Below are 20,658 nucleotides of genomic sequence, written 5' to 3' on the forward strand. Positions count from 1 at the left end.
GGCCAGGCGGGTCCGCGCGGCTGTTTCCAACTGCAACCTAGGGATTTCCCGGCGTCCGCCCAATTCCGGGTGGGCGGTTAAAAAGTCGTTGACCCGCTCCCAAACCCGATTCTTCAATCCCCGCGTTTCGGTACCTTGACCGGATCAGCTATTGTTATCTTGCCAAGTCCCTTCACGAAGTCTGACCAGTCGATATGCGCGAATCCCTCCTCCAGATTAGCTCCGCCGAAACCGGCCGCCTCGGCGTGCGCCACCTCAAGCGGTTCTGGGCTCTGGCGCGGGTCCGGCGCCAGGGCCAGCCGGTGGAAGTAACCGAGCACGACTGGCGCTTCGACAACCTGTTGCTCCACGGGCTGGGGTTGGCTCTGGAAGAAACCACCCAGTACCTGCTGCAACATGCCCCGGAATTTGAGGAGTTTGAGCAGTGGATATTGGCCCGAAACGAGGGCCGGCTGGCTCCCGAGCAGGTGGAGCGCCTGAACAGCGTCTTTTCCGGCCAGCCCTACGGCCCGGCCCTGCTGGCGCATCTGCACGAAATCGAAGCGTATCCCGACGTGCTCAGCGCCGAGGATCTGCGCTTCTGGGACGAAAATGGCTACGTGGTGGTGCACGGCGCCGTGCCGCGGGAGCAGGCCCAGGCCACGGAGGCCGCGGTGTGGCAGGCCCTGGGCATGCGGCCCGCCGAGCCGGCGTCGTGGTACGAAAAGACCATCGGCAAGGGTATTATGATGGAGTTTTACCACCACCCCACCCTGGCGGCCAACCGGCGGACACTGCGAATTCAGAAAGCCTTTGCCCAGCTCTGGCAAACGCCCGACCTGTGGACCACCACCGACCGAACCAGCTTCAACCCGCCCGAAACGGTTAATCTGCCTTTCCAGGGGCCGCGCCTGCACTGGGACGTGAGTTTGCAGCCGCCCTTCCACTTCGGCACCCAGGGCCTGCTTTACCTCTGCGACACCCCCGCCGAGCAGGGCGCTTTCTGCTGCGTGCCCGGCTTCCACCGCCAGCTCGAAACCTGGCTGGCCCACTTGCCGGCCGGCTCCGACCCGCGGCAGGTGAATCTGGAGGCGCAGGCCGTGCCCATTGCCGCCCAGGCCGGCGACTTTGTCATCTGGCACCACTTTCTACCCCACGGCAGCAGCCCTAACCGCGGCACCTACCCCCGCATTGTGCAGTACCTGAACATGTACCCGGTGGAGTTTCGGGAAACGATGCAGTGGCGCTAAGCCGGCTGGTGTCGACTTGCACCGGGGCTTGGGTGCTCAACCCGCACAGCCGGCCTGGGCGGCCCGCGGGTAAGGCCACCCGCCAGCTACTGCGCCGGTCTTCGCCGGGGCCGGATTCGTAGAGTGGCAATAGTATATATTACCGGTTTAGCATATACCTTTAAGCGCTTACCAAGTATCAGTTTCTCAACTTATTACTCTTTCGCTTATGCAGCTTACTTTACTTACCGCGTGGCGGCCCAGGTGGCGCCACGTGCTGCCGTTTGTGCTGAGCCTGCTCACCACTGCGGCCAGCTGGGCCCAGGTGCAAACATTTCCGCTCCGGGCGTATTCCTTTGCCGCTTCCCAGGGCACCTACACGCCGGTGCCTTTCGTGTATGAAACCGTCCAGGTAAAGGACATTACCCAGGACGACAATGAGTCGCGACCCTTCGACATCGGCTTCCCATTCGTGTTTGAGGGGGCAACCTATACGCGGTTCGTCATGGATTCCAACGGCTGGCTCAGCCTGACGGTGGGCTCGGCCACGTCGAGCAACAATGGGTTCGATTTGCAGGGCACCCGGGCCTACGCCCCGCTGTTTGCTCCGCTCTGGGACGACTTGCACGGCCGGGTAGGCCAAGCCTTTTTTCTAACGGAAGGCACCGCGCCCAACCGGGTGCTCACGGCCGAATGGCGCAACTGGAGCTGGCCCCGCTCGGCCGGCGATGCGCAATACCCCTACTCGACCATCTCCTTTCAGGTCAAGCTCTACGAAACCACCGGGGTGATTCAGTACTGCTACCGGCAGGAAGCGGGTATTCCGCAGACCAGTGAGCTGTCGGCCACCATCGGCATCCGGGGCAACTACCTTAGCTTTCTTTCCCTGAGTGATGCCTCGGCGGCGCCCACGGTGAGCAGCACCGTCTCGACCAACACCATCAATCAGCGCCCGGCCACGGGGCAGGTCTACACCTTCACCCCGCCCACGGCCTGCCCTAACCCCACCAGTGTCACGGCCACGGCTACTTCCCAGACCACGGCCACGGTAAGCTTCGTGCCGGGCGCCAACAGCCCGGTGAGTTACAAGGTGCAGTATTTTGCCACCTCCGGCAACCAGAGCGGCACCGTGACGGGCACTACCTCGCCGGTGGAGCTGACCGGCCTGCTGCCCGCCACCACGTATCAAATAATGGTGTTCAGCACGTGCAGCAACGGGGCCTCGTCGCCGGGTACTCAGCCTGCCGTGTATGTCACGACCCTGGCCCCGCCCAACACCAACTCTTCCTGGACCGGGGCCGTGAGCCGGGCCTGGGACGAGCCTGGCAACTGGAGCGCCAACCTAGTACCCGCGGCCACGACCAACGTGCTCATCAACGCCACCGCCAATCAGCCCATCGTGACGGGCCGGCAGGTGAGCGGGGTGGTGCGGCTGCGGCCCGACGCCACGCTCACGCTCACGGCCAACAGCCAGCTTAGTGCCAGCGGCTACGTGTCGCTGCCGCCCGGCAGCAGTCTAGTCCAGGCAGCGGGCAGCACCCTGGCCATTGGTGGCTACTGGAACAACAACGGCGCTACCCTCACCCTGGACCCCACCAGCACCGTGAGCTTCTGGGGCAGCACGCCCCACGACGTGGGCGGCGGGGAGCCGACCACCTTCCAGAACCTAGTGGTGGGCGACGCCACGCCCCAGGACGAGCTGAACCTGACCAACGCCATCAGCGTGCAGCATCTGCTCAAAACGGTGCAGAACTCCATCGTGCAGGTGCAAACCGACGGGTCGCTGCGCCTGCTCGACGGGGCCCAGGTGGTGCGCGACGCCGACAGCTTCGTGGCGGGCAGCGTCACGGCCGAAAAGCTGCTGCCGGCCGCCGGCCGTCACTTCTACGCGGCCCCGGTGCGCACCGCTACCCTGGCCGGCTTGGCCGCGCCGGGCTACGCGCCGGTGGTAAATGCCGCGTATAATACCAGTGCCAACCCCGCCGCCGTGGTGCCCTACCCCACCGTGTTTGGCTTCGACCAGAGCCGCATCAGCACCGCCGTCGAGCCGCGGGCCGATTTTGAAACCGGCTTCTTTTCCCCAACGGCCCTGACTGAAGTTATTACTCCCGGTCTGGGCTACCGCCTCGACACTAGTACGGGCGCCCTGCTGGCCGTCACGGGGCCGCTCAACTCCAGCAATATTACCCGTAGCGGCCTCACCCGAGGCACGTTGCCGCAGTCGGGCTACCACTTGCTGGGCAACCCCTACCCCGGCGTACTCGACTGGGACGCGGTGGCCGGCGCCAGCACCACGACCGGCCTGGACGCGGCCATTTACACCTCCCAGCCCAACGGCACCTACCGGCCCTACGTCAACGGTATCGGGGCGGGGCGCTACGTGTTGCCGGGGCAGGCTTTCTGGGTACGCGTGAGTGCCGCCAGCACGCCAGCCAGCGTTACCTTTACCCAAGCTGCCCGCTACCCCGACTTTTTCAACGCCGCCGCGCCGCCCACGACTACCGAAATCCGGCCCCTGCTCCAACTCAGCCTGGCCGGCGCCACCGGCCCCGCCGATGAAGCTACGGTTTACTTCCAGCCCGGGGCCACGGCCGGGTTTGATGCCCGCTTCGACGCCACCCGCCTACCGACCAGCGGTCTACCTTACCTGGCCTGGGCCGACGCCCAGCCCCTGGCCATCAGTGGCCGCCCCCTGCTGACCGATGACGACCTGACGCTGCCGCTCACTGTGGGCAGCCCGGCCGCGGGTACGTACTCCCTTACGGCCTCCCGCCTGCTTAACCTGCCCCCCGGCACTTTCGCCTACTTGCGCGACGCCCAGACCGGGACCAACGTTAATTTGGCCCAGCAGCCCACTTACTCGTTTACGCTGGGCACCACGCCCACCAGCACCCGGTTTTCCGTGCTCCTGACCCGCGACACGAAGCTGGCAGTGGCTCCCGCGGCTCTGAGCAAGCAGGTGGCCGTGTACCCCGTGCCGGCCCGCAACCTTGCCTGGCTGGAGCTGCCGGCCGCGCTGCAGAGTAAGCCGCTGCAGGTGGCGCTGTACAACACCCTGGGTCAGACGGTGCGCACCTGGAACCTGCCCGCTGCCGCCCAGCCCCACTCCCTGAACCTGCTGGGCCTGGCCCCCGGAGCTTACCACCTGCGGCTAGCTACCAGCCAGGGCACGGTGAGTAAGGCAGTGCTGGTGGAGTAGATTAGAGTATCTTATTCAATGCAAAAGCGGCCCCTGAAGAATCAGGGGCCGCTTTTGGTTCAGTTGTGTTTGTATCTGTTCAGCAACCTTTCTATTTCAGCAGTCGAACCGTTGAGTCCTGCAATAGCAATTGTGTCAAGCTGCTGCCGGGTTTGGCGATGGATTACAACCAAAAAATACATTGTCCCTGCCTTTCCCCCCGATGCTGACTTAATCATTACTTGAACAGATTTCCACGGCAGGAAGCTGGTTGTCGGAGTCCAGAGACCAGCTGGTGCGAGCTTTAACTCAACGCGGGGATACGCCAGCGACTTAACACTGAAGAAGAGAAAAGTGCTGCCCAGGCATAGGAAGAAGATTACGGCCGTAAAATTCGGTGGTTGATTTATCGATTCCCAGCCTGCCACGACTAGTAAGCTAAAGCCGATAAATAAGCCGAAGTACCCACCTTGGACTGACGTATGAAAGACGTGCGGGTACTGCTGAGGCTCCATCTACTTACTTCTTCTCCACCGCCGTGGCAATGCTCAATTCCTTGAGCTGGGCGCCGGAAATGGGCGAGGGCGAGTCAATCATGACGTCGCGGCCGGAATTGTTCTTGGGGAAGGCAATGAAGTCCCGAATCGAGTCGGCGCCGCCGAAGAGGCTGCAGAGCCGGTCGAAGCCGAAGGCAATGCCGCCGTGGGGCGGGGCGCCGTACTCGAAGGCGTCGAGCAGGAAGCCGAACTGGGCCTTGGCCTCTTCGTCACTGAAGCCGAGCAGGCTGAACATGCGCGCCTGCACGGCCCGGTCATGGATGCGGATGGAGCCGCCGCCCACTTCCACGCCGTTGATAACCATATCGTAGGCATTGGCCCGCACCTCGCCGATGGTGTCGGGGTTGTCGAGCAGGGCCACGTCCTCGGGCTTGGGCGAAGTGAAGGGATGGTGCATGGCGAAGTAGCGGCCTTCCTCCTCGATGTACTCGAGCAGCGGGAAATCCACGACCCACAGCGGCGAAAACACGTCCTTGTCGCGCAAACCCATGCGCTGCCCCATTTCCAGCCGTAGCTCGCTCAGGGCCTTGCGGGTTTTATTCGGCTCCCCGGCCAAGATCAGCAGCAGGTCGCCGGGCTGGGCGTTGAAAGCGGCTTTCCACTTCTGCAGCTCGTCCTGGGAATAGAACTTATCCACCGACGACTTCACGTTGCCGTCGGCTTCCACGCGGGCGTACACCAGGCCGGTGGCGCCCACCTGGGGCTTCTTCACAAACTCGGTCAGCTCATCGAGCTGCTTGCGGGTGTACATGGCCGAGTTGTGGGCGTTGATACCTACGACGAGGCCGGCCGCGTCGAATACAGGAAAGCCCTGGCCTTTGACCACGTCGTTGAGCTCCACGAACTTCATTTCGAAGCGCGTGTCGGGCTTGTCGTTGCCGTAGTAGCGCATGGCGTCGGCGTAGGTCATGCGGGGCAGCTCCCCGATTTCCAGGCCCTTCACTTCCTTGAACAGATACTGCACCAGGCCTTCGAAGGTATTCAGGATGTCTTCCTGAGTCACAAACGACATTTCGCAGTCAATCTGAGTGAACTCCGGCTGCCGGTCGGCCCGCAGGTCCTCGTCGCGGAAGCACTTCACAATCTGGAAGTACCGGTCGAAGCCCGACACCATCAGCAGCTGCTTGAAGGTCTGGGGCGACTGGGGCAGGGCGTAGAATTCGCCGGGGTTCATGCGCGAGGGCACCACAAAGTCGCGGGCACCTTCGGGCGTGCTCTTGATCAGCACTGGCGTCTCGACTTCGATAAACTGCTGGCCGTCGAGGAAGCGGCGGGTGGCCTGGGCCACGCGGTGGCGCAGCATCAGGTTGTTGCGCACCGTGTTGCGGCGCAGGTCGAGGTAGCGGTACTTCATCCGCAGGTCGTCGCCGCCGTCGGTTTCGTCCTCAATCAGGAAGGGCGGCAGCTTGGCCGGGTTGAGCACGTCGAGCTTCTCGACCCGGATTTCGATGCCGCCGGTGGGCATCTTGTCATTTTTGGAGTGGCGCTCGGCTACTTTGCCCGTCACACTGAGCACGTATTCGCGGCCCAGCTCCCGGGCCTGGGCCCGCACCTCTTCGGTTTCGACGCCTTCTTCCAGGGCCAGCTGCGTCAGGCCGTACCGGTCGCGCAGGTCAATCCAGAGGATGCCGCCCTTGTCGCGGGTGCGCTGCACCCAGCCGGTCAGGGTTACGGTTTGGCCAATATGGTCGGGGCGAAGTTCGCCGCAAGTGTGCGTACGGAGCATAGTCGAAGGGTATTCTAAATGAAAGAAGCGGGCCGCTCGGCGCAAAGATAGGACTCGGGGCCGCCTGCGCCACACGCCGCCTCGAATCTGTCGGGGCCCGGACCGGTGCCACGCCGGGGGCAACCGCCAAGTGTGCTACCTTCGTAGCAAAATTCGGGCGCCGACCGGCGCTGGTAATTTTGGCCCGGATTCTGCAATGCGCCTTCCCAACACCGCTAACCCGCTTTCTTCCCTCCTTCTCCATATGAAACGTACCGTTCTTCTCGCGGCGGCCGCCCTGCTGACTTTCGCCTCCGCTCAGGCTCAGACGAAAGTTAAAACCAAGTCGAAATCGGAAACCGGCGCCTCGGTGAAAACCAAGACTGAAGCCGACACCGAGCCCGTAACCCTGAACGGGCCCATCAAGCGGGTAGAAACCCTTTCGGGCATCGACGTCTTCCCCGCCTCGGGCGGCCAAACCATCATGCTCAGCTTCACCCAGCAGTTTACCAAGCCCGGTACGCTGGTCATGACCGACTACAAGAACAAGCCCATCTACACCACCGAGCTGGACCCGACCAATAACACCGGGGCGCCGGTAGACCTGGGCCGCATCCCGGCCGGCACCTACCTGATAGAAGCCAAAACCGGCAACTACGTGTACTGGAAGAAAGTAAAAATCAAGTACCCATCGGCGCCGGTATCGAGCAAAAAGCGCCGTTAAGCCGCCCCGCCACCCATTTTTCGCCTTCGAAATCGTTCTGGTTTCGGAGGCGTTTTATTTCGGCCCGACGGCCGGAACGAGCCGGCGCCGGTTGCGCGTTTTAGTCTCAAGTTTCCTGCCCCTGGCCCGATGTGCGGCCGGTGGGCTACCTTGCCGCACTCTTATGAAAACATCCGCTTTTTTGGGGCGCCTGGCCGCCCTGTTACTGGTCGTGGGGCTGCTTGCGGCCTTTGCCGGCCCCAAGCTCACCAAAACCCCGGTGGGCAAGAACATTACCATCGGCGTACCGGCTGGCTTCACGCCCCTGCCCGACGACGGTATTGCGGCTAAATATCCCGCCGCCCGCCGTCCGTTGGCCGTTTTTTCCAACCCCAGTGGCCGCGTCGACCTGAGCGTGGCCCAGAAGCCCACCACCTTCACCGACCGGGACTACGGCCTGCTGCTGAAAATCTACAAGTCCAGCATCCAGAACATGTACTCCAAGGTCGAATTCCTGTCCGAGGACATTCGCACCGTTAATAAGCGCGACTTTATTGCCTTCGAGTTCGTCTCGTCGGTGGCCGACAACAAGCGCGGCAGCAACCTGGCCCCCATCCGCCGCTACCAGTTCGTGCAGTACGCCATTCAGGGCGACCAGCTGCTGGTTTTCACCTTCAACTGCCCCGCCGAGGAACAGCCCCAGTGGCGCCCCACCGCCCAGGCCCTGATGCAGACGATTACGGTGAAATAGTGAGATGGTGAACTGGTGAGTTGACGTACTAACGGCGCGAGAGGCGCATTTTCCGTGTAATTGCGCGCATCAGGCGGCGTCAATCCGTCCGCTGAAATGTGCTGAGTATTCTAAAGTAAAAAGCCCTTTCTCGTTGCTAACGGGAAAGGGCTTTCTGGTAAAAGAACGTGCCTACCTTCGCAGAGGACGGCTTGCTTCGCGCTGCTCGCAAAACACGGTAAGCATTAGCACATCAGCACATTCAACCACATTCTCCACCTTAAAAATATGTTTTCCGACGAGCACTACATGCGCGAGGCGCTGAAGCAGGCGCGCTACGCGCTGCAGGAGGAAGAAATTCCGATTGGGGCGGTGGTTGTCATGGACAAGCAGATTATTGCCCGGGCCTACAACCAGACCGAGAAGCTGCGCGACGTAACGGCCCACGCCGAAATGCTGGCCCTGACGGCGGCGGCCAACTACGTGGGCAACAAGTACCTGGCCGACTGCACCCTCTACGTCACGGTGGAGCCCTGCGTGATGTGCGCCGGGGCCTCGTTCTGGGCCCAGGTGAAGCGCGTGGTGTACGGGGCGCCGGAGGAAAAACGCGGCTTCCGGCGGCACGGCAACCTTTTGCACCCCCGCACCGAGTTGGTAGCGGGCATCCTGGCGGAGGAGGCGGCGGCACTGATGCGGGAGTTTTTCGCGCAACGCCGTAAATAATCTACTTTTGGCCGCGCCCGGCAGCCGGGTCACAACCATATCGGGGGCAATGGAGTTATTCTCCTAGCCTCTTCCACCATCCATCCATTCCACATAACACCCTAGCTTATGGCTTTCGAACTGCCCCAACTGCCTTACGCCTACGACGCGCTAGAGCCCCACATCGACGCGCAGACGATGGAAATTCACCACAGCAAGCACCATCAGGCCTACGTTACCAACCTCAACAACGCCATTGCCGGCACCGAGCTGGAGGGCAAGAGCCTGGAAGAACTGATGCACAGCATTGCCTCGGCCCCGGCCGCAGTGCGCAACAACGGTGGTGGCCACTGGAACCACTCCCTGTTCTGGACCATTCTGGGCCCCAACGGCGGCGGGGAGCCTACCGGCGCCATCGGCGAAGCCATTACCTCGGCTTTCGGCTCCTACGATAAGTTCAAGGAAGAATTCACCAAAGCCGCTACCACGCGCTTCGGCTCGGGCTGGGCGTGGCTCTGCAAGCAGGCCGACGGCTCGGTGCAGATCTGCTCGACGCCTAACCAGGACAACCCGCTCATGCCCGACACCGGCTGCAAAGGCACGCCCGTCCTGGGCCTCGACGTGTGGGAGCACGCCTACTACCTCAAGTACCAGAACCGCCGCCCCGACTACATTGCGGCTTTCTACAACGCCATCAACTGGGACGAAGTAAACCGCCGCTTCGCCGAGGCCGGCTAAGCATTTCGGTTATTCGACCCACAAAAAAGCCCACCCCAGCGTCTGGAGTGGGCTTTTTTGGCCTTAGCCGGAAATTCTACGCCGAGTCCGGGGGCTTGAGGTAGCGCTGCAGGGCCTGCACATAGGCCTCGAAGGCCGCCACGCCCTGGGGCGTAATGGCGCAGCGCGTGAGCGGGTAGCTGCCGCTGAATTCCTTGGTCATGGTTAGGTAGCCCGCGTCCTTGAGCTTGCCAATCTGCACGCTCAGGTTGCCGGCAGTAGCCCCGGTCTTCTCCTTCAGAAAAGTGAATTCGGCCTCCCGCACGCTCAGCAAGAGCGACATGACAGCCAGCCGAAGCTGGGAGTGCAGCAGCGGGTCGAGGTCTTCAAACGGCGCGGCCACGACGGAAACGAGCTTTGAGCAGATGCCCGGGAATAATATAGCTAACCACGACGGACGCGGCCAGCAGCAGCAGCTGCATTTGGAACGAGACCGAAAAAGCGGCCGTAGCCAGGAGCCAGCAGGCGGCCCCACCGTATACCAACGGCCGGAAGCGCAGCGCCCCGCCCGTCACGAAGGTGCCCAGGCCATACAGCGCAATGAGCAGCGGATAAGCTTTCTGCCAGCCCTGCACGGCTCCCATTCCCACGAGCATGAGCAGCAACACCCCCATCCCGGCCCAGAAAAAGCCCAGGAAGTCGCCAACGGGCGTGTGCACCTTGCGGCGCTTTTCCTGGCGGTAGTGGTAAACTCCGACCACGATGCTGCCTAGCGGCATCGTCACCCAGGGCAGCCAGGGCTTGTCGTAACCGGCCAGCAGCAGCACGTAGTTGCCCAGGGCGGCGGCCAATACCAGCCAGCCCCAGAAGAGAAAGTCAAACGAATTGTCGCTCAAATCCTCTTTGGCGGCCTGAATCATTTGCTGAATCAACTGCAGGCTTTCCGGGCCGGTCAGCGGTTTGTCAGGGGTTTCCATACGGGGCAAAAGAAAAACGAGAAGAGAAAGTTACCGGGGAGACGACGAGCAAAGCTCGAAAAACGGGTTGCAGCGAATTTCCTGGGGCTGGTAGCTAGCTTGGTGGGCCGGTGCCATTGGCGCTACCACCGGCGGCGCAGGTTTTGCCGCCCGGCTTTCCCTTCGTCCCAGTTCCCAGCCAATAAGTAGGCCCAGCGGAAAAATCAGCAGGCCCAGTAGCAGGGCAGCGGTGCGGGCGGCTGGTTGTGGCCAGTTCAGCGCGCCCAGGCCCAGTACAAGTAGTACCAGCACCACCATAACCAGGGCGGGCCCGCGGCGGCCGGGGGCCGAACGGGTTTCCTTGCGCCAGTCAACAAAAGAAGCAGCGAGTAGCATCGGTTGGGGTGTCGGAAACTGATGGTAGAAAAGGTAAAGAGCAGGGCGCGGCAGCAGCAGGTCGGCGGGCACCGGGGTCAGGTGTTGGCCGGGGTTGGAAATATCCGCTTGGGTGATGCAAACATAAACTAGTTTACAATATAAACTACATTACACCGCAAACTTTTATTTTCGCTTTAGCTGCCGGCAGTTGTCAACTAGTCGCCCGCCTGGGGCCCGCCACCTCGCAGCCCCGCCCCACCCGGCCGGGCCTGAGCCCACGCGGCAACTGCCGCCGCGCGGTCAATTGAGTTTTGGAATGGGCAAGCGGCGCACTTTCCGCTGGTTTGGCCTAAGCCGCGGCCGGAATTTCCTGGGGCGGAAATCTTGTATATTTAGGAGCAAAAATTCCTTCCCTCCCTTTTTCATTGTATTGCATGAGTACGAAGTTGCGTCTCACTATCCTGAGCTTCCTACAGTTTTTTATCTGGGGCTCGTGGCTGATTACCATTGGCGCGTACTGGTTTCAGACCAAGCAGTGGTCGGGCGCCCAGTTCGGCGCTATTTTTTCCACCATGGGCATTGCGTCCATCTTCATGCCCTCCCTGATGGGCATCATAGCCGATAAATGGGTGAATGCCGAGAAGCTCTACGGCATTCTGCACATTCTGGGCGGCGTGGTGCTCTGCACCGTCCCCCTGGTCACGGACCCCGGCACCATGTTCTGGGTGATGCTGCTGAACATGATTTTCTACATGCCCACGCTGGCTTTGTCCATTGCCGTGTCGTACTCGGTGCTCAAGCGCCAGGGCCTCGACGTGGTGAAAGATTACCCGCCCATCCGGGTGTGGGGCACCATCGGCTTCATCGTGGCCATGTGGACGGTCAGTTTGCTGGGCATCGAGAAATCGGCCAGTCAGTTCTACGTAGCCGCCGGCGCGGCTCTTCTGCTGGGCATCTACTCCTTTACGCTGCCCGCCTGCCCGCCGCCCTCCAAGGACACGCCGAGCCGCTCCCTGGTGGATGCTATGGGCCTGAAGTCGTTTGCCCTGCTGCGCGACAGTAAGATGCTCATCTTCTTCCTGTTTGCCCTGCTGCTGGGCGCGGCCCTGCAGCTCACCAATGCCTACGGCGACACTTTTCTGCACGACTTCGATAAGAACCCAGCCTACCAGGACACGTTTGCGGTGAAGTATCCGGCCATTATCATGTCCATTTCGCAGGTTTCCGAGACGCTGTTCATCCTGGCCATTCCCTTCTTTTTGCGCCGCTTCGGTATCAAACAGGTGATGCTCTTTAGCATGATAGCCTGGGTGCTGCGCTTTGGCCTGCTGGCCTACGGCACCCCCGACAACCCCGGCATCTGGCTCATTATCCTCTCGTGCATCGTTTACGGCATGGCCTTCGACTTCTTCAATATCTCGGGCTCCCTGTTCGTCGAAACCCAGACTACGTCCTCTATTCGCGCCAGTGCCCAGGGCTTGTTTATGATGATGACCAACGGCTTTGGCGCCGTGCTGGGCAGCTTGGTGAGCGGGGTGGTTATTGAGCGTTACTTCACCTACGCCGACCAAAGCAAGAACTGGCACGGCATCTGGCTGTCGTTTTCGGCCTACGCCCTGGTTATTGCCGTGCTGTTTGTAGTGCTCTTCAAGCACAAACACAACCCCCAGGAAGCTCTGGACGACGCCCACACCGAACCGGTGCTGTCGGTCGAACAGGCCTAGCCTGCTTACGCCAATACGCTAAAAAGCTCCTGGGCTCAGTGCTCCGGAGCTTTTTCGTTTTAGAGCCCGCCTTTAGCAACCAAGCTAACCGCTGCTTACAGCTGAGAAGACGGCGTTGCGCTAAATTTGCTTACGCTCTGTCAATCAGATATCTACACCTAATTATTCAATTCCTGACTGGGGTATTGGTTTTAAAATAGTACACCTTTGGTATAAAAAAAGCATATCAATAGCACACGAAAAAGCCCGCTCTACACGCAGTAGAGCGGGCTTTTTCGCTAAATCAGCTGGTAAGCAGCCTAGAACTGCTCGTCGGCCGAGAAGTAGAAGTCGCCTTCGATCTGGGCGTTTTCGTCGGAGTCGGAGCCGTGCACGGCGTTGGCTTCGATGCTCTTGGCGTATTTCTTCCGGATAGTGCCTTCCGCGGCCTGGGCTGGGTTGGTAGCCCCAATCAGGGTGCGGAAATCGGCTACGGCGTTGTCCTTCTCCAGGATGGCCGCTACGATAGGACCCGACGACATGTACTTCACCAGGTCGCCGTAGAAGGGACGCTCCTTGTGCACGGCGTAGAATTCGCCGGCGCGCTCGGCCGTCAGCTGGACTTTTTTCAGGGAAACGATGCGGAAGCCACCCTCTTCGATCATCTGCAGGATGCCACCAATGTGGTTGTCTTGCACCGCGTCGGGCTTAATCATCGTGAACGTGCGGTTAGTTGCCATTCGGGAGAATTTTATAAAGTTGAAAGTTTCAAAATCAGGGGTTCATCCGCCGAAGCAGATTGTGGCCGCAAAAGTAGCCGAATCTGGGCAGTTCAGTACAATACTCCGCAAATAACGGCCGGCGAGACGCCGGCCCGCGACTTTTCTTGGGGCTGGCACCGACCCATAATTAGCGGTTTAGACCGCCGATTCGGCCTTTCTCAGCCTGCGCGGGCCGGGCACCCTACGGAATAGCGGACCGTAGGTTACCTTTGTGCGAACCCAAAGCCCGGCAAGCATTGTTAGGTCCTCGGCGATTATCTGCGGATTATTTCCGACTTTTGCCGCCTTGCTTCCGGCCTAAACCACCGAATTTCAGCCACCTATCAGTAGGCAATGTCCACTATCAGCGAACTGAAGGAGCTGCTCGCGCAGCCCCGGCAGATTTTCATCACCACGCACCACAAGCCCGACGCCGACGCTCTCGGCTCGTCGCTGGGTTTGGCGGGCTACCTCCGCAAAAAAGGCCACCACGTCACCGTTGTCACGCCTTCCGATTACCCCAACTTCCTGTCGTGGATGCCCGGCAACGACGAGGTAATCGTGTATGAGCCGCGGCAGAACGACGCGCAAGTCCGCGAGATTATCGGCACGGCCGAGGTCATTTTCTGCCTCGACTTCAGCTGCCTGGGCCGCATCAACGAGATGGGCGACTACATCCGGACCGCGCCCGGCACCAAGGTCCTCATCGACCACCACCTGGAGCCCGAGCAGTTTGCCGACCTCGACTTTTCGAACCCCAAAGCGGCGGCCACGGCCGAGCTGGTGTTCGAAGTAATTCGGGATTTGGGCGACCAGGACATGATTGACGTGGGTATTGGCGAGAGCCTTTATGCCGGCATCATGACCGACACGGGCTCGTTTCGCCACCCCAGCACCTCGCGCAACGTGCATTTGATTATTGCCGAGCTGCTGAACGCCGGCATCGACCTCTCGTCGGTGCACCGCCGCATCTACGACTCGCACTCCGAAATGCGTCTGCGCTTTCTGGGCTTCGTGCTCAAGGACAAGCTCACGGTGCTGCGCGAGTACAATACGGCCTACATTGCCATTACCCAGGACGAGCTGCGCCAGTACCAGTCCAAAACCGGCGACACCGAGGGCCTCGTGAACTTCGCGCTCAGCATTGAGGGCGTCGTATTTGCCGCCGTGCTCATCGACCGGGGGCAGGCCGTGAAGATTTCCTTCCGCTCGGTGGGTGACTTCTCCGTCAACGAGTTTGCCCGCAAAAACTTCAACGGCGGCGGCCACCACAATGCGGCCGGCGGCATCAGCCACGAGCCCCTGGAGCCCACCGTACAGCGCTTCCTGGAGCTGCTGCCCGACTACCAGACCCAGCTCGTGACGGCGCCTTTGGCGGTTGCGCCCCCTTCGGTGTAACTTGCCCCAAATTCAAATTTTCCAACCCTTCCCTTTTCATGTCTTTTCAACGCAATTTTCTGAGCCTGGCCCTCGCTGCCGGCGTTCTGGGCCTGGCCTCCTGCAACAAGGGCGGCGGTGACTTCACCAAGACCAAGTCTGGCATCGAGTATAAAATCTTCAAAAACGAAGGTGGCAAGTACAGCGACAAATCGGTTGCGGCCGAGGGCGACGCCACGTACAAGGACCGGCTGGGCAAGATTCTGGCGCTGAACGTGGAATACCGCACGGCCAAGGACTCGGTATTGTTCAACTCGCGCAAGCAGCAGGGCATTCCCATGCGCATCAAGCTGCAGGAAGTAACCACCAAGGGTGGCATTGAAGAGGCCCTGGCCCTGCTGCAGCCCGGCGACTCGGCCGTGTTCAAGTTTAACGTGGACACCATCTTCGCCAAGTCGTTTAAGCAGCCCGTGCCGCCGTTCATGAAGAAGGCCGGCAACACGATGACCATGTTCGTGAAGGCCGACAAGCTGCAGAGCGAAGAGGAGGCCATGGCCGACCAGAAGAAGCAGATGGAAGAGCAGCAGAAGAAAATGATGGCCTACGCCGAGCAGCAGCTCAAGAAGGACGACGTGATTCTGCAGGACTACATCAAGAAAAACAACCTGACCGCGCAGAAAGACCCCTCGGGCGTGTACTACGTGGTAACCAAGCCCGGCACCGGCGCCAAGCCTACCCCTGGCCAGACGGTTTCGGTCCTCTACAAAGGCTCCCTGCTCGACGGCAAAGTGTTTGACTCGTCGGAGAAAATGGGCAACAAGCCAATTGAATTTCCGCTGGGTGTAGGCCAGGTAATTCCGGGCTGGGACAAGGGCATTGCCCTGCTCAACAAAGGCTCCAAGGCTACGCTGCTGATTCCCTCGTCGTTGGCCTACGGGCAGCGCGGGGCCGGCGCCGACATTCCGGCCGACTCGCCCCTGCGTTTCGACGTGGAGCTGGTGGATGTTAAATAAGTAACGTTCCTACGTACCCGAGCCGCCGTGCTTGTGCCCTGGGGCCGGGCACGGCGGCTTTTTTGTTCTTGCGCAGATGCTAACCCGTTTCTTTTCCCGCTCCCTGTTTGTGCTCGTGAGCACGCTGAGCCTGCTCTCGGCCTGCCAAAAAGACGACAAAGACTACTCCCAGGTTGATGAGGGCATCATCAAGCAGTACGTGGCCGACAACAAGCTCACCGGCGCCCAGCGCCAAAACTCGGGCCTGTATTTTGCGCCCACAAATACCACGACCGGCGTGCAACCCAAAGCCGGGCAAACAGTCTCCGTGTTGTACACGGGTCTGCTGCTGGATGGTACCGTTTTCGACGCCTCTTCCAAGCACGGCGGTACGCCCATCAGCTTTACGCTGGGGGCGGGACAAGTAATCAAGGGCTGGGACGAAGGCATTTCCCTGATGACCAAAGGCAGCAAAGCCATGCTGCTGATTCCGTCCCAACTGGCTTACGGCTCCCGCGGCGCCGGCACCATTCCTCCCAACACCGTGCTGCGCTTCGACGTGGAGCTGGTGGATGTAAAGTAACCCCGGCGCCGGGTTTACCCGGCTGCCCACCAGAGTTTTTTAGTACCAGAGAACAAGGAAAACAGTGATGAAAAAACTATTCGCCCGCTCACTCGTTACGCGCCTGGCCGTGTGGCTGCTGATGGCTGCCCCCCTGCTGGCCGGTTGCAACACGGATTCTGATGCCGTGAAGAAAGCCAAAGCCCACGAAGAGGAATACCGCAAAGTGGACGATGATTTGATTCAGGCTTATTTTACCCGCCACAAAATCACCAGCGGCCAGTACCAGCGCACCGAGTCGGGACTGTACCTGGTGTCGCTCAAGGATGGCAGCGGCGACCTGATCAAGGCCGGTAATAAGGTGCAGGTTAAGTACATCGGCAGTTATATCCGGGAGGCGTACGAAAACCAGATTTTCGACAAGTCGTACGGCAACCGCACGCTGTGCGAGTGCACCGAAGTGGTGGTAGGCCAGGGTCAGGTTATCCGGGGCTGGGAAGAAGCCCTAAAGCTGATGAAGCCCGGCGACCAGAAGCAGGTGTTTATTCCCTCCTACCTGGCTTACGGCCAGTACGGCAATACCACAATTCCCGGGGATGAGCCGCTGCAGTTCTACATGGAAATCAAGCAGGTGCAGTAAGCCAACCGGCCCATGCGCAGTAGCTGGCTTATTGTTGCGAGTATCGGAGTGCTGCTAAGCCTAAGCAGCACGGCGCGGGCGCAGACTACGGCAGCCCGGCCCGCCGTGCTGGCCCCCGACACTGCCCTGAGCCAGCGTACGGCCAGCGGGGTGCGCTACACCGTGCGGCAGCGCGGCACGGGCCCCACGGCCCAGGTCGGCGACCGGATGCTGGTGCACTACACCGGCTTTCTGCCCGACGGCCACATCTTCGACTCGTCGGTAAGTCAGGGCCGGCCACTGCGGCTGCGCGTGGGCAAGGGCGAGGTTATTCCGGGTTGGGACGAAATCCTGTTGCTGCTACCTGCCGGCAGCCGCGCCCGGGTCTGGATTCCGGCCGCCCTGGCCTACGGCCCAACCGGCGTATTGAACCCCGACGACGACTCGAAGTACAACGTACCGCCCAATACTGACCTGGTTTTTGAATTGGAAGTGGTGAAAGTCCACTAACGCTCAAAGCCTTAAAAAAGGCCTGCCATTTCCTGGTAGGCCTTTTTTATTGCAGCCGCTCCACGGCCCGTTACTCGGCCAGCACTTCCGACAGAATATCCAGGGAGCGGATGTCGCCCAGCTTTTCGATGTGGAGCTGGTAGTAGCGAATCACCACGTCGAGCAGCTCGCGCCGGACGCGGCCGTTGGGAATGGTCGACTGCTCGGGCGTGTGCAGCAGCTCGTTGAAGTACTGGTCGAATTCGCGGAAGCGCAGGGCCGCCGGGCTCGAGCCCGAGGATGTGGCGGGGGCGGCCGAAGCAAAGGCCACCTGGCTGGTAATTTCCTCCCCCGACTCGGCCCCGAACCCGAGGTAGCCGGCCAGCTCCAGCAAAAAAATCAGGGCAAAGTTTTCGAAGCCTTCCCGCTGCTGGTCGAAGCGCAGAATAGAATCGTGCAGAAAGTGAAACAGGGGCTCGTTTTCCTCTTCCTCGAGCAGGGTGCGGCTCACGACTTCCGACAGAAAGAGTACCACGCTGCTTTTGTGCACGTCGTAGGGCAGGGTGCTGAAGGGCAGGGCGCAGCGGTACTCCGAGAGGCGGGTAATGCCGCCCTGCCGCGAGGTGTAGGCCACCAGATCCAGCAGCGTAAAAGGCTGAAACAGGGCAATGCGGCCCGGGGGCTTGGCCTTGCGGACCCCGTTGATGATGTACGTCTGCAAGCCCAGCCGCTCGGTGTAGATGCGGGCAATGATGGACGTTTCGCGGTATTTGATGTAGTTCAGGACGATGCCCCGGGTCTTGATCAGCATGAACAGAATGGCTGGTGAAGCGCACCGGACCCTCAGGGCCCAACTGCCGCAGTACCTAAACACGACCGGGCCGCGGATAACTCCCACGAAAGGCCGAAGCGGCCGGTATTTATTTCTGCACTACGGCAATTTTGCTGATGCAGCCGTTTTTGCCGTCGGCGTCGGAGGAAAGCAGCAGGTACACGCCCGACTGCACTTTGCGGCCGTTGTAGTCGGCCAGGTCCCACACCACGGTACCACCGTTGGCCTTGGTCTGGTACACGAGCTTACCGGTCACGTCCGTAATCTTAACCAGGCCGTTATTGGCCAAGCCGCTGATGCCCACCTGCCCCGTGAAGTCGGTGCGCACGGGGTTCGGCGACACCCTGGCGCAGTCGGGCTTGCCTTCCGTCACGGTGGCCGAGCCGCGGTACGAGACCAGGCCGGCGTCGGTGATGACGAATACTTCCCCAGTTTTGTCGTTCACCTCCACGTCCACGATGTTATTGGAAGGCAGGGGGCTGTTTTCGGTCGTGAAGTGCAGCAGACCTTCGTCGGCATCTTCACTGAAGAGCCACAGGCCCCGCTCGGTACCAAACCACTTGCGGTTGGCCCCGTCGACGGCCACTGTTTTGACGACTTCGTCGCGCAGGGCCCGGTAGCCGGTAGTAGTGCCCCGCCGGATGATGGGCTGCTGGAAGTTACCGGCGTTGGTAGCCAAAAATACCGTGCTGGGGTCGTTAAAAACGGCTATTCCCTTGGCTGTAGCCACCCAGATATTGCCTTTGCGGTCCTTGGCCAGGTCGTAGATTTCGTTGGCCGGCAGCTCGCTGTTGTTGCTGTTGAAGTAGCGGCTGCTTTGCTCCTCCGGGTCGTAGGCCACCAGCCCAATACCTTCCTTGCGCGACTGGGAAGCCCAGACGTAGTCGTTATCATCCACCACGATACGGTCCAGGTTATCGAAGCCGTTGAAGTAGGGCATGGTCTTCCAGGTGTTCGAGGCGGGCAGGTACTGGTGCAGGCCCGAGAGGCTGCGCAGCTCCGGGTGGCGGTTTACTACCCACACGTTGTCCTTGGAATCCTTGGCCAGGTCGGTGATGCGGACGTAATCGAGGCTGCCGGGAATGGCGCTTTTCAGCGGGGAGCCGGGCGTGCCTTCCGTAAACTGCTCGTACTCCCAGGCCCCGGTCCACTTCAGCAGCCCGTTGCCGTAGGTGGCGAGGTAGAGGGTGCCGTCTTTGGTGCGCAGACCGCGGGTAATATCCTTGAACTTGGGAAAAGCCGGGGTGGGTTTAAACCCTTCGCTGGTGAAGTTGGTCCACTTTCCGTCCTTATACTCGAAAAAGCCCCCCTGCCACTCCTGCTGCACGTAGCGGTCGGTGTAGCCGCCGCTAAAAATATCCACCGTGTTGGAGCGGGCGTCGGCCAGCACGCTGAAAGCCCGGGCTGAGGCCGGGGCGTTGGTCGTAAACTTCTCGACCTGCTTGTTTGCCGAGAGCTTGACTAGGCCGTGCTGGTAGTCGGCTACGTAAAAGTCGCCCGTCTGACTTTGCAACACAGCCTGCGGGGCCGGACTTTGCTCGGTTGTGAGCAGGCGCTCGGTGTTGCCAACCGATTTAATAAGCGTCACCTTGCCGTCGCCGACGGCCAGCAGGCCGGCCGCCGAGGCCGTTAGCTGCTGGTAGCGGCCGCCCACGTAGATGCTGTAATCGGGTTGCCAGGGCGTGGGGCCGCAGTTGTAGCAGAGCAGGTTGCCGGCATCCACGCCGGCGTACACGTATTTGCCGAACGTGGCCAGGGAATGATACCGGGCCGTGGCCGCACTGGCCGAGGGCAAATCGATGATCCAGCGTCGATAGTCGAGCAGGTTATCCGTCAGCTGCCCGCGCATCAGGCCGGCGGAGGTGGCCGCAAACAGCGTATTGTCGAGCACGGTGGTGGCGTACACCGCCACGGGCGCCCCGCTGGGCCCAATGTTGCCGTAGGTATCCCGGATTTCGCGCTTAGCCATATCAACTACCACCAGGCCAAAACCGGCGCTGAGGTAGGCCCGACCCTTGTTGAAACTGATGTGGCCAACGGTTTTATCCCCGGCAATGGTCTTGCGCTGAATGTCGCTGACGTTAAGAATGCGGCCGTCAGCGGTAATAAAGTCCAGGTTGCCGTTGCGGTACACTACCAGTACCTGTTTGGTCACCGGGTCGTAGCCCAGCGTGCTGACGCCTACATCGTGCAGTCCGTCGCGGCTGGAGAGCAGTTGAGTAGTATTTAGCTCTTTGTCGTAGAAGAACAGGGCATCTTCGGTAGCCACGTAAACCCGGTTGCCGGCCTCGGCCAGGGCCTTGGCCCGGTTATTTGGCAAATACAGCTGCCAGTCACCGTAGCCAGCCGTGCTTTGCGCTACGGCCCCGCTGATGGCGAGCAAGAGCAGGAAGAAAGTACCGGACCACCGGCGGGTGCGTAGCAGATAATTCATTGGCAAAAACAGAAAGCCTACAAGGATAGAATCAGGTAGCTAACGCTGAGTTGGG

19 protein-coding genes are annotated in these 20,658 nt (G+C 60.8%); 12 read left to right on the forward strand and 7 right to left on the reverse strand.

Features of this window, described 5'->3' with window-relative positions:
* Positions 1-194: 194 nt before the first annotated feature.
* Entirely contained in the window at positions 195-1,229 is a 1,035-nt protein-coding gene (locus tag CLV45_RS24350) for a phytanoyl-CoA dioxygenase family protein (protein ID WP_100339116.1), read from the forward strand.
* Positions 1,230-1,437: 208 nt separating this feature from the next.
* On the forward strand, positions 1,438-4,407 hold the full coding sequence (locus CLV45_RS24355) for a fibronectin type III domain-containing protein (protein WP_100339117.1): 2,970 nt from the start codon (positions 1,438-1,440) through the stop codon (positions 4,405-4,407).
* A 498-nt stretch (positions 4,408-4,905) separates the two neighbouring features.
* Here the strand turns inward: CLV45_RS24355 and aspS are convergent, their stop codons facing one another.
* On the reverse strand, positions 4,906-6,669 hold the full coding sequence (aspS, locus tag CLV45_RS24365) for an aspartate--tRNA ligase (protein WP_100339119.1): 1,764 nt from the start codon (positions 6,667-6,669) through the stop codon (positions 4,906-4,908).
* 244 nt (positions 6,670-6,913) lie between these two features.
* Between aspS and CLV45_RS24370 the strand changes: the two genes are divergently transcribed.
* The 4 genes from CLV45_RS24370 (at position 6,914) to CLV45_RS24385 (ending at position 9,521) form a co-directional block, all read left to right on the forward strand.
* Entirely contained in the window at positions 6,914-7,372 is a 459-nt protein-coding gene (locus CLV45_RS24370) for a hypothetical protein (protein WP_100339120.1), read from the forward strand.
* A gap of 163 nt (positions 7,373-7,535) precedes the next feature.
* Complete coding sequence (locus CLV45_RS24375; protein WP_100339121.1) at positions 7,536-8,102, forward strand: hypothetical protein; 567 nt, start codon at positions 7,536-7,538, stop codon at positions 8,100-8,102.
* 267 nt (positions 8,103-8,369) lie between these two features.
* Entirely contained in the window at positions 8,370-8,804 is a 435-nt protein-coding gene (locus CLV45_RS24380; RefSeq protein ID WP_100339122.1) for a nucleoside deaminase, read from the forward strand.
* Between the two features lie 108 nt (positions 8,805-8,912).
* On the forward strand, positions 8,913-9,521 hold the full coding sequence (locus CLV45_RS24385) for a superoxide dismutase (protein ID WP_100339123.1): 609 nt from the start codon (positions 8,913-8,915) through the stop codon (positions 9,519-9,521).
* A 76-nt stretch (positions 9,522-9,597) separates the two neighbouring features.
* Here CLV45_RS24385 and CLV45_RS24390 read toward each other — a convergent pair whose 3' ends face one another.
* From CLV45_RS24390 to CLV45_RS24400, 3 genes are read right to left on the reverse strand one after another with little or no spacing between them, the layout of a single operon-like run.
* Positions 9,598-9,903: a winged helix-turn-helix domain-containing protein gene (locus CLV45_RS24390; protein ID WP_245882986.1), complete on the reverse strand. Its 306-nt coding sequence runs from the start codon at positions 9,901-9,903 to the stop codon at positions 9,598-9,600.
* Positions 9,887-10,477, reverse strand: coding sequence for a hypothetical protein (locus tag CLV45_RS24395; protein WP_100339124.1), 591 nt, complete (start codon positions 10,475-10,477; stop codon positions 9,887-9,889). The genes CLV45_RS24390 and CLV45_RS24395 overlap by 17 nt, the downstream gene beginning before the upstream one ends.
* A 30-nt stretch (positions 10,478-10,507) precedes the next feature.
* Positions 10,508-10,852: a hypothetical protein gene (locus CLV45_RS24400; RefSeq protein WP_100339125.1), complete on the reverse strand. Its 345-nt coding sequence runs from the start codon at positions 10,850-10,852 to the stop codon at positions 10,508-10,510.
* Positions 10,853-11,268: 416 nt separating this feature from the next.
* On the opposite strand from CLV45_RS24400, the gene CLV45_RS24405 reads away from it, so the two are divergent.
* Entirely contained in the window at positions 11,269-12,558 is a 1,290-nt protein-coding gene (locus CLV45_RS24405; RefSeq protein WP_100339126.1) for a nucleoside permease, read from the forward strand.
* A gap of 299 nt (positions 12,559-12,857) precedes the next feature.
* On the opposite strand, the gene CLV45_RS24410 is transcribed toward CLV45_RS24405, so the two are convergent.
* Complete coding sequence (locus tag CLV45_RS24410; protein WP_100339127.1) at positions 12,858-13,277, reverse strand: nucleoside-diphosphate kinase; 420 nt, start codon at positions 13,275-13,277, stop codon at positions 12,858-12,860.
* A 375-nt stretch (positions 13,278-13,652) separates the two neighbouring features.
* On the opposite strand from CLV45_RS24410, the gene CLV45_RS24415 reads away from it, so the two are divergent.
* The 5 genes from CLV45_RS24415 to CLV45_RS24435 all read left to right on the forward strand — a co-directional run bounded on the left by CLV45_RS24415 (position 13,653) and on the right by CLV45_RS24435 (position 17,358).
* Positions 13,653-14,696: a DHH family phosphoesterase gene (locus tag CLV45_RS24415; RefSeq protein WP_100339128.1), complete on the forward strand. Its 1,044-nt coding sequence runs from the start codon at positions 13,653-13,655 to the stop codon at positions 14,694-14,696.
* Positions 14,697-14,734: 38 nt separating this feature from the next.
* On the forward strand, positions 14,735-15,688 hold the full coding sequence (locus CLV45_RS24420) for an FKBP-type peptidyl-prolyl cis-trans isomerase (RefSeq protein ID WP_100339129.1): 954 nt from the start codon (positions 14,735-14,737) through the stop codon (positions 15,686-15,688).
* A gap of 76 nt (positions 15,689-15,764) precedes the next feature.
* On the forward strand, positions 15,765-16,250 hold the full coding sequence (locus CLV45_RS24425) for an FKBP-type peptidyl-prolyl cis-trans isomerase (RefSeq protein ID WP_100339130.1): 486 nt from the start codon (positions 15,765-15,767) through the stop codon (positions 16,248-16,250).
* Positions 16,251-16,317: 67 nt separating this feature from the next.
* Entirely contained in the window at positions 16,318-16,869 is a 552-nt protein-coding gene (locus tag CLV45_RS24430) for an FKBP-type peptidyl-prolyl cis-trans isomerase (RefSeq protein WP_100339131.1), read from the forward strand.
* 48 nt (positions 16,870-16,917) lie between these two features.
* Positions 16,918-17,358, forward strand: coding sequence for an FKBP-type peptidyl-prolyl cis-trans isomerase (locus CLV45_RS24435; RefSeq protein WP_157807773.1), 441 nt, complete (start codon positions 16,918-16,920; stop codon positions 17,356-17,358).
* 70 nt (positions 17,359-17,428) lie between these two features.
* On the opposite strand, the gene recO is transcribed toward CLV45_RS24435, so the two are convergent.
* Together recO and porZ are read right to left on the reverse strand one after the other, a co-directional pair.
* On the reverse strand, positions 17,429-18,148 hold the full coding sequence (gene recO / locus CLV45_RS24440) for a DNA repair protein RecO (protein ID WP_100339133.1): 720 nt from the start codon (positions 18,146-18,148) through the stop codon (positions 17,429-17,431).
* Positions 18,149-18,257: 109 nt separating this feature from the next.
* On the reverse strand, positions 18,258-20,603 hold the full coding sequence (gene porZ / locus CLV45_RS24445) for a type IX secretion system anionic LPS delivery protein PorZ (RefSeq protein ID WP_100339134.1): 2,346 nt from the start codon (positions 20,601-20,603) through the stop codon (positions 18,258-18,260).
* Positions 20,604-20,658 lie beyond the last annotated feature (55 nt).

The sequence above is a fragment of the Hymenobacter chitinivorans DSM 11115 genome, assembly GCF_002797555.1.
Lineage (GTDB): Bacteria > Bacteroidota > Bacteroidia > Cytophagales > Hymenobacteraceae > Hymenobacter > Hymenobacter chitinivorans.

What these genes read in the sequence shown, in the direction of transcription:
- CLV45_RS24350 (WP_100339116.1), top strand. Translation starts at nt 195, where the DNA reads ATGCGCGAATCCCTCCTCCAGATTAGCTCCGCCGAAACCGGCCGCCTC.
- CLV45_RS24355 (WP_100339117.1), top strand. Translation starts at nt 1,438, where the DNA reads ATGCAGCTTACTTTACTTACCGCGTGGCGGCCCAGGTGGCGCCACGTG.
- aspS (WP_100339119.1), bottom strand. Translation starts at nt 6,669, where the DNA reads ATGCTCCGTACGCACACTTGCGGCGAACTTCGCCCCGACCATATTGGC.
- CLV45_RS24370 (WP_100339120.1), top strand. Translation starts at nt 6,914, where the DNA reads ATGAAACGTACCGTTCTTCTCGCGGCGGCCGCCCTGCTGACTTTCGCC.
- CLV45_RS24375 (WP_100339121.1), top strand. Translation starts at nt 7,536, where the DNA reads ATGAAAACATCCGCTTTTTTGGGGCGCCTGGCCGCCCTGTTACTGGTC.
- CLV45_RS24380 (WP_100339122.1), top strand. Translation starts at nt 8,370, where the DNA reads ATGTTTTCCGACGAGCACTACATGCGCGAGGCGCTGAAGCAGGCGCGC.
- CLV45_RS24385 (WP_100339123.1), top strand. Translation starts at nt 8,913, where the DNA reads ATGGCTTTCGAACTGCCCCAACTGCCTTACGCCTACGACGCGCTAGAG.
- CLV45_RS24395 (WP_100339124.1), bottom strand. Translation starts at nt 10,477, where the DNA reads ATGGAAACCCCTGACAAACCGCTGACCGGCCCGGAAAGCCTGCAGTTG.
- CLV45_RS24400 (WP_100339125.1), bottom strand. Translation starts at nt 10,852, where the DNA reads ATGCTACTCGCTGCTTCTTTTGTTGACTGGCGCAAGGAAACCCGTTCG.
- CLV45_RS24405 (WP_100339126.1), top strand. Translation starts at nt 11,269, where the DNA reads ATGAGTACGAAGTTGCGTCTCACTATCCTGAGCTTCCTACAGTTTTTT.
- CLV45_RS24410 (WP_100339127.1), bottom strand. Translation starts at nt 13,277, where the DNA reads ATGGCAACTAACCGCACGTTCACGATGATTAAGCCCGACGCGGTGCAA.
- CLV45_RS24415 (WP_100339128.1), top strand. Translation starts at nt 13,653, where the DNA reads ATGTCCACTATCAGCGAACTGAAGGAGCTGCTCGCGCAGCCCCGGCAG.
- CLV45_RS24420 (WP_100339129.1), top strand. Translation starts at nt 14,735, where the DNA reads ATGTCTTTTCAACGCAATTTTCTGAGCCTGGCCCTCGCTGCCGGCGTT.
- CLV45_RS24425 (WP_100339130.1), top strand. Translation starts at nt 15,765, where the DNA reads ATGCTAACCCGTTTCTTTTCCCGCTCCCTGTTTGTGCTCGTGAGCACG.
- CLV45_RS24430 (WP_100339131.1), top strand. Translation starts at nt 16,318, where the DNA reads ATGAAAAAACTATTCGCCCGCTCACTCGTTACGCGCCTGGCCGTGTGG.
- recO (WP_100339133.1), bottom strand. Translation starts at nt 18,148, where the DNA reads ATGCTGATCAAGACCCGGGGCATCGTCCTGAACTACATCAAATACCGC.
- porZ (WP_100339134.1), bottom strand. Translation starts at nt 20,603, where the DNA reads ATGAATTATCTGCTACGCACCCGCCGGTGGTCCGGTACTTTCTTCCTG.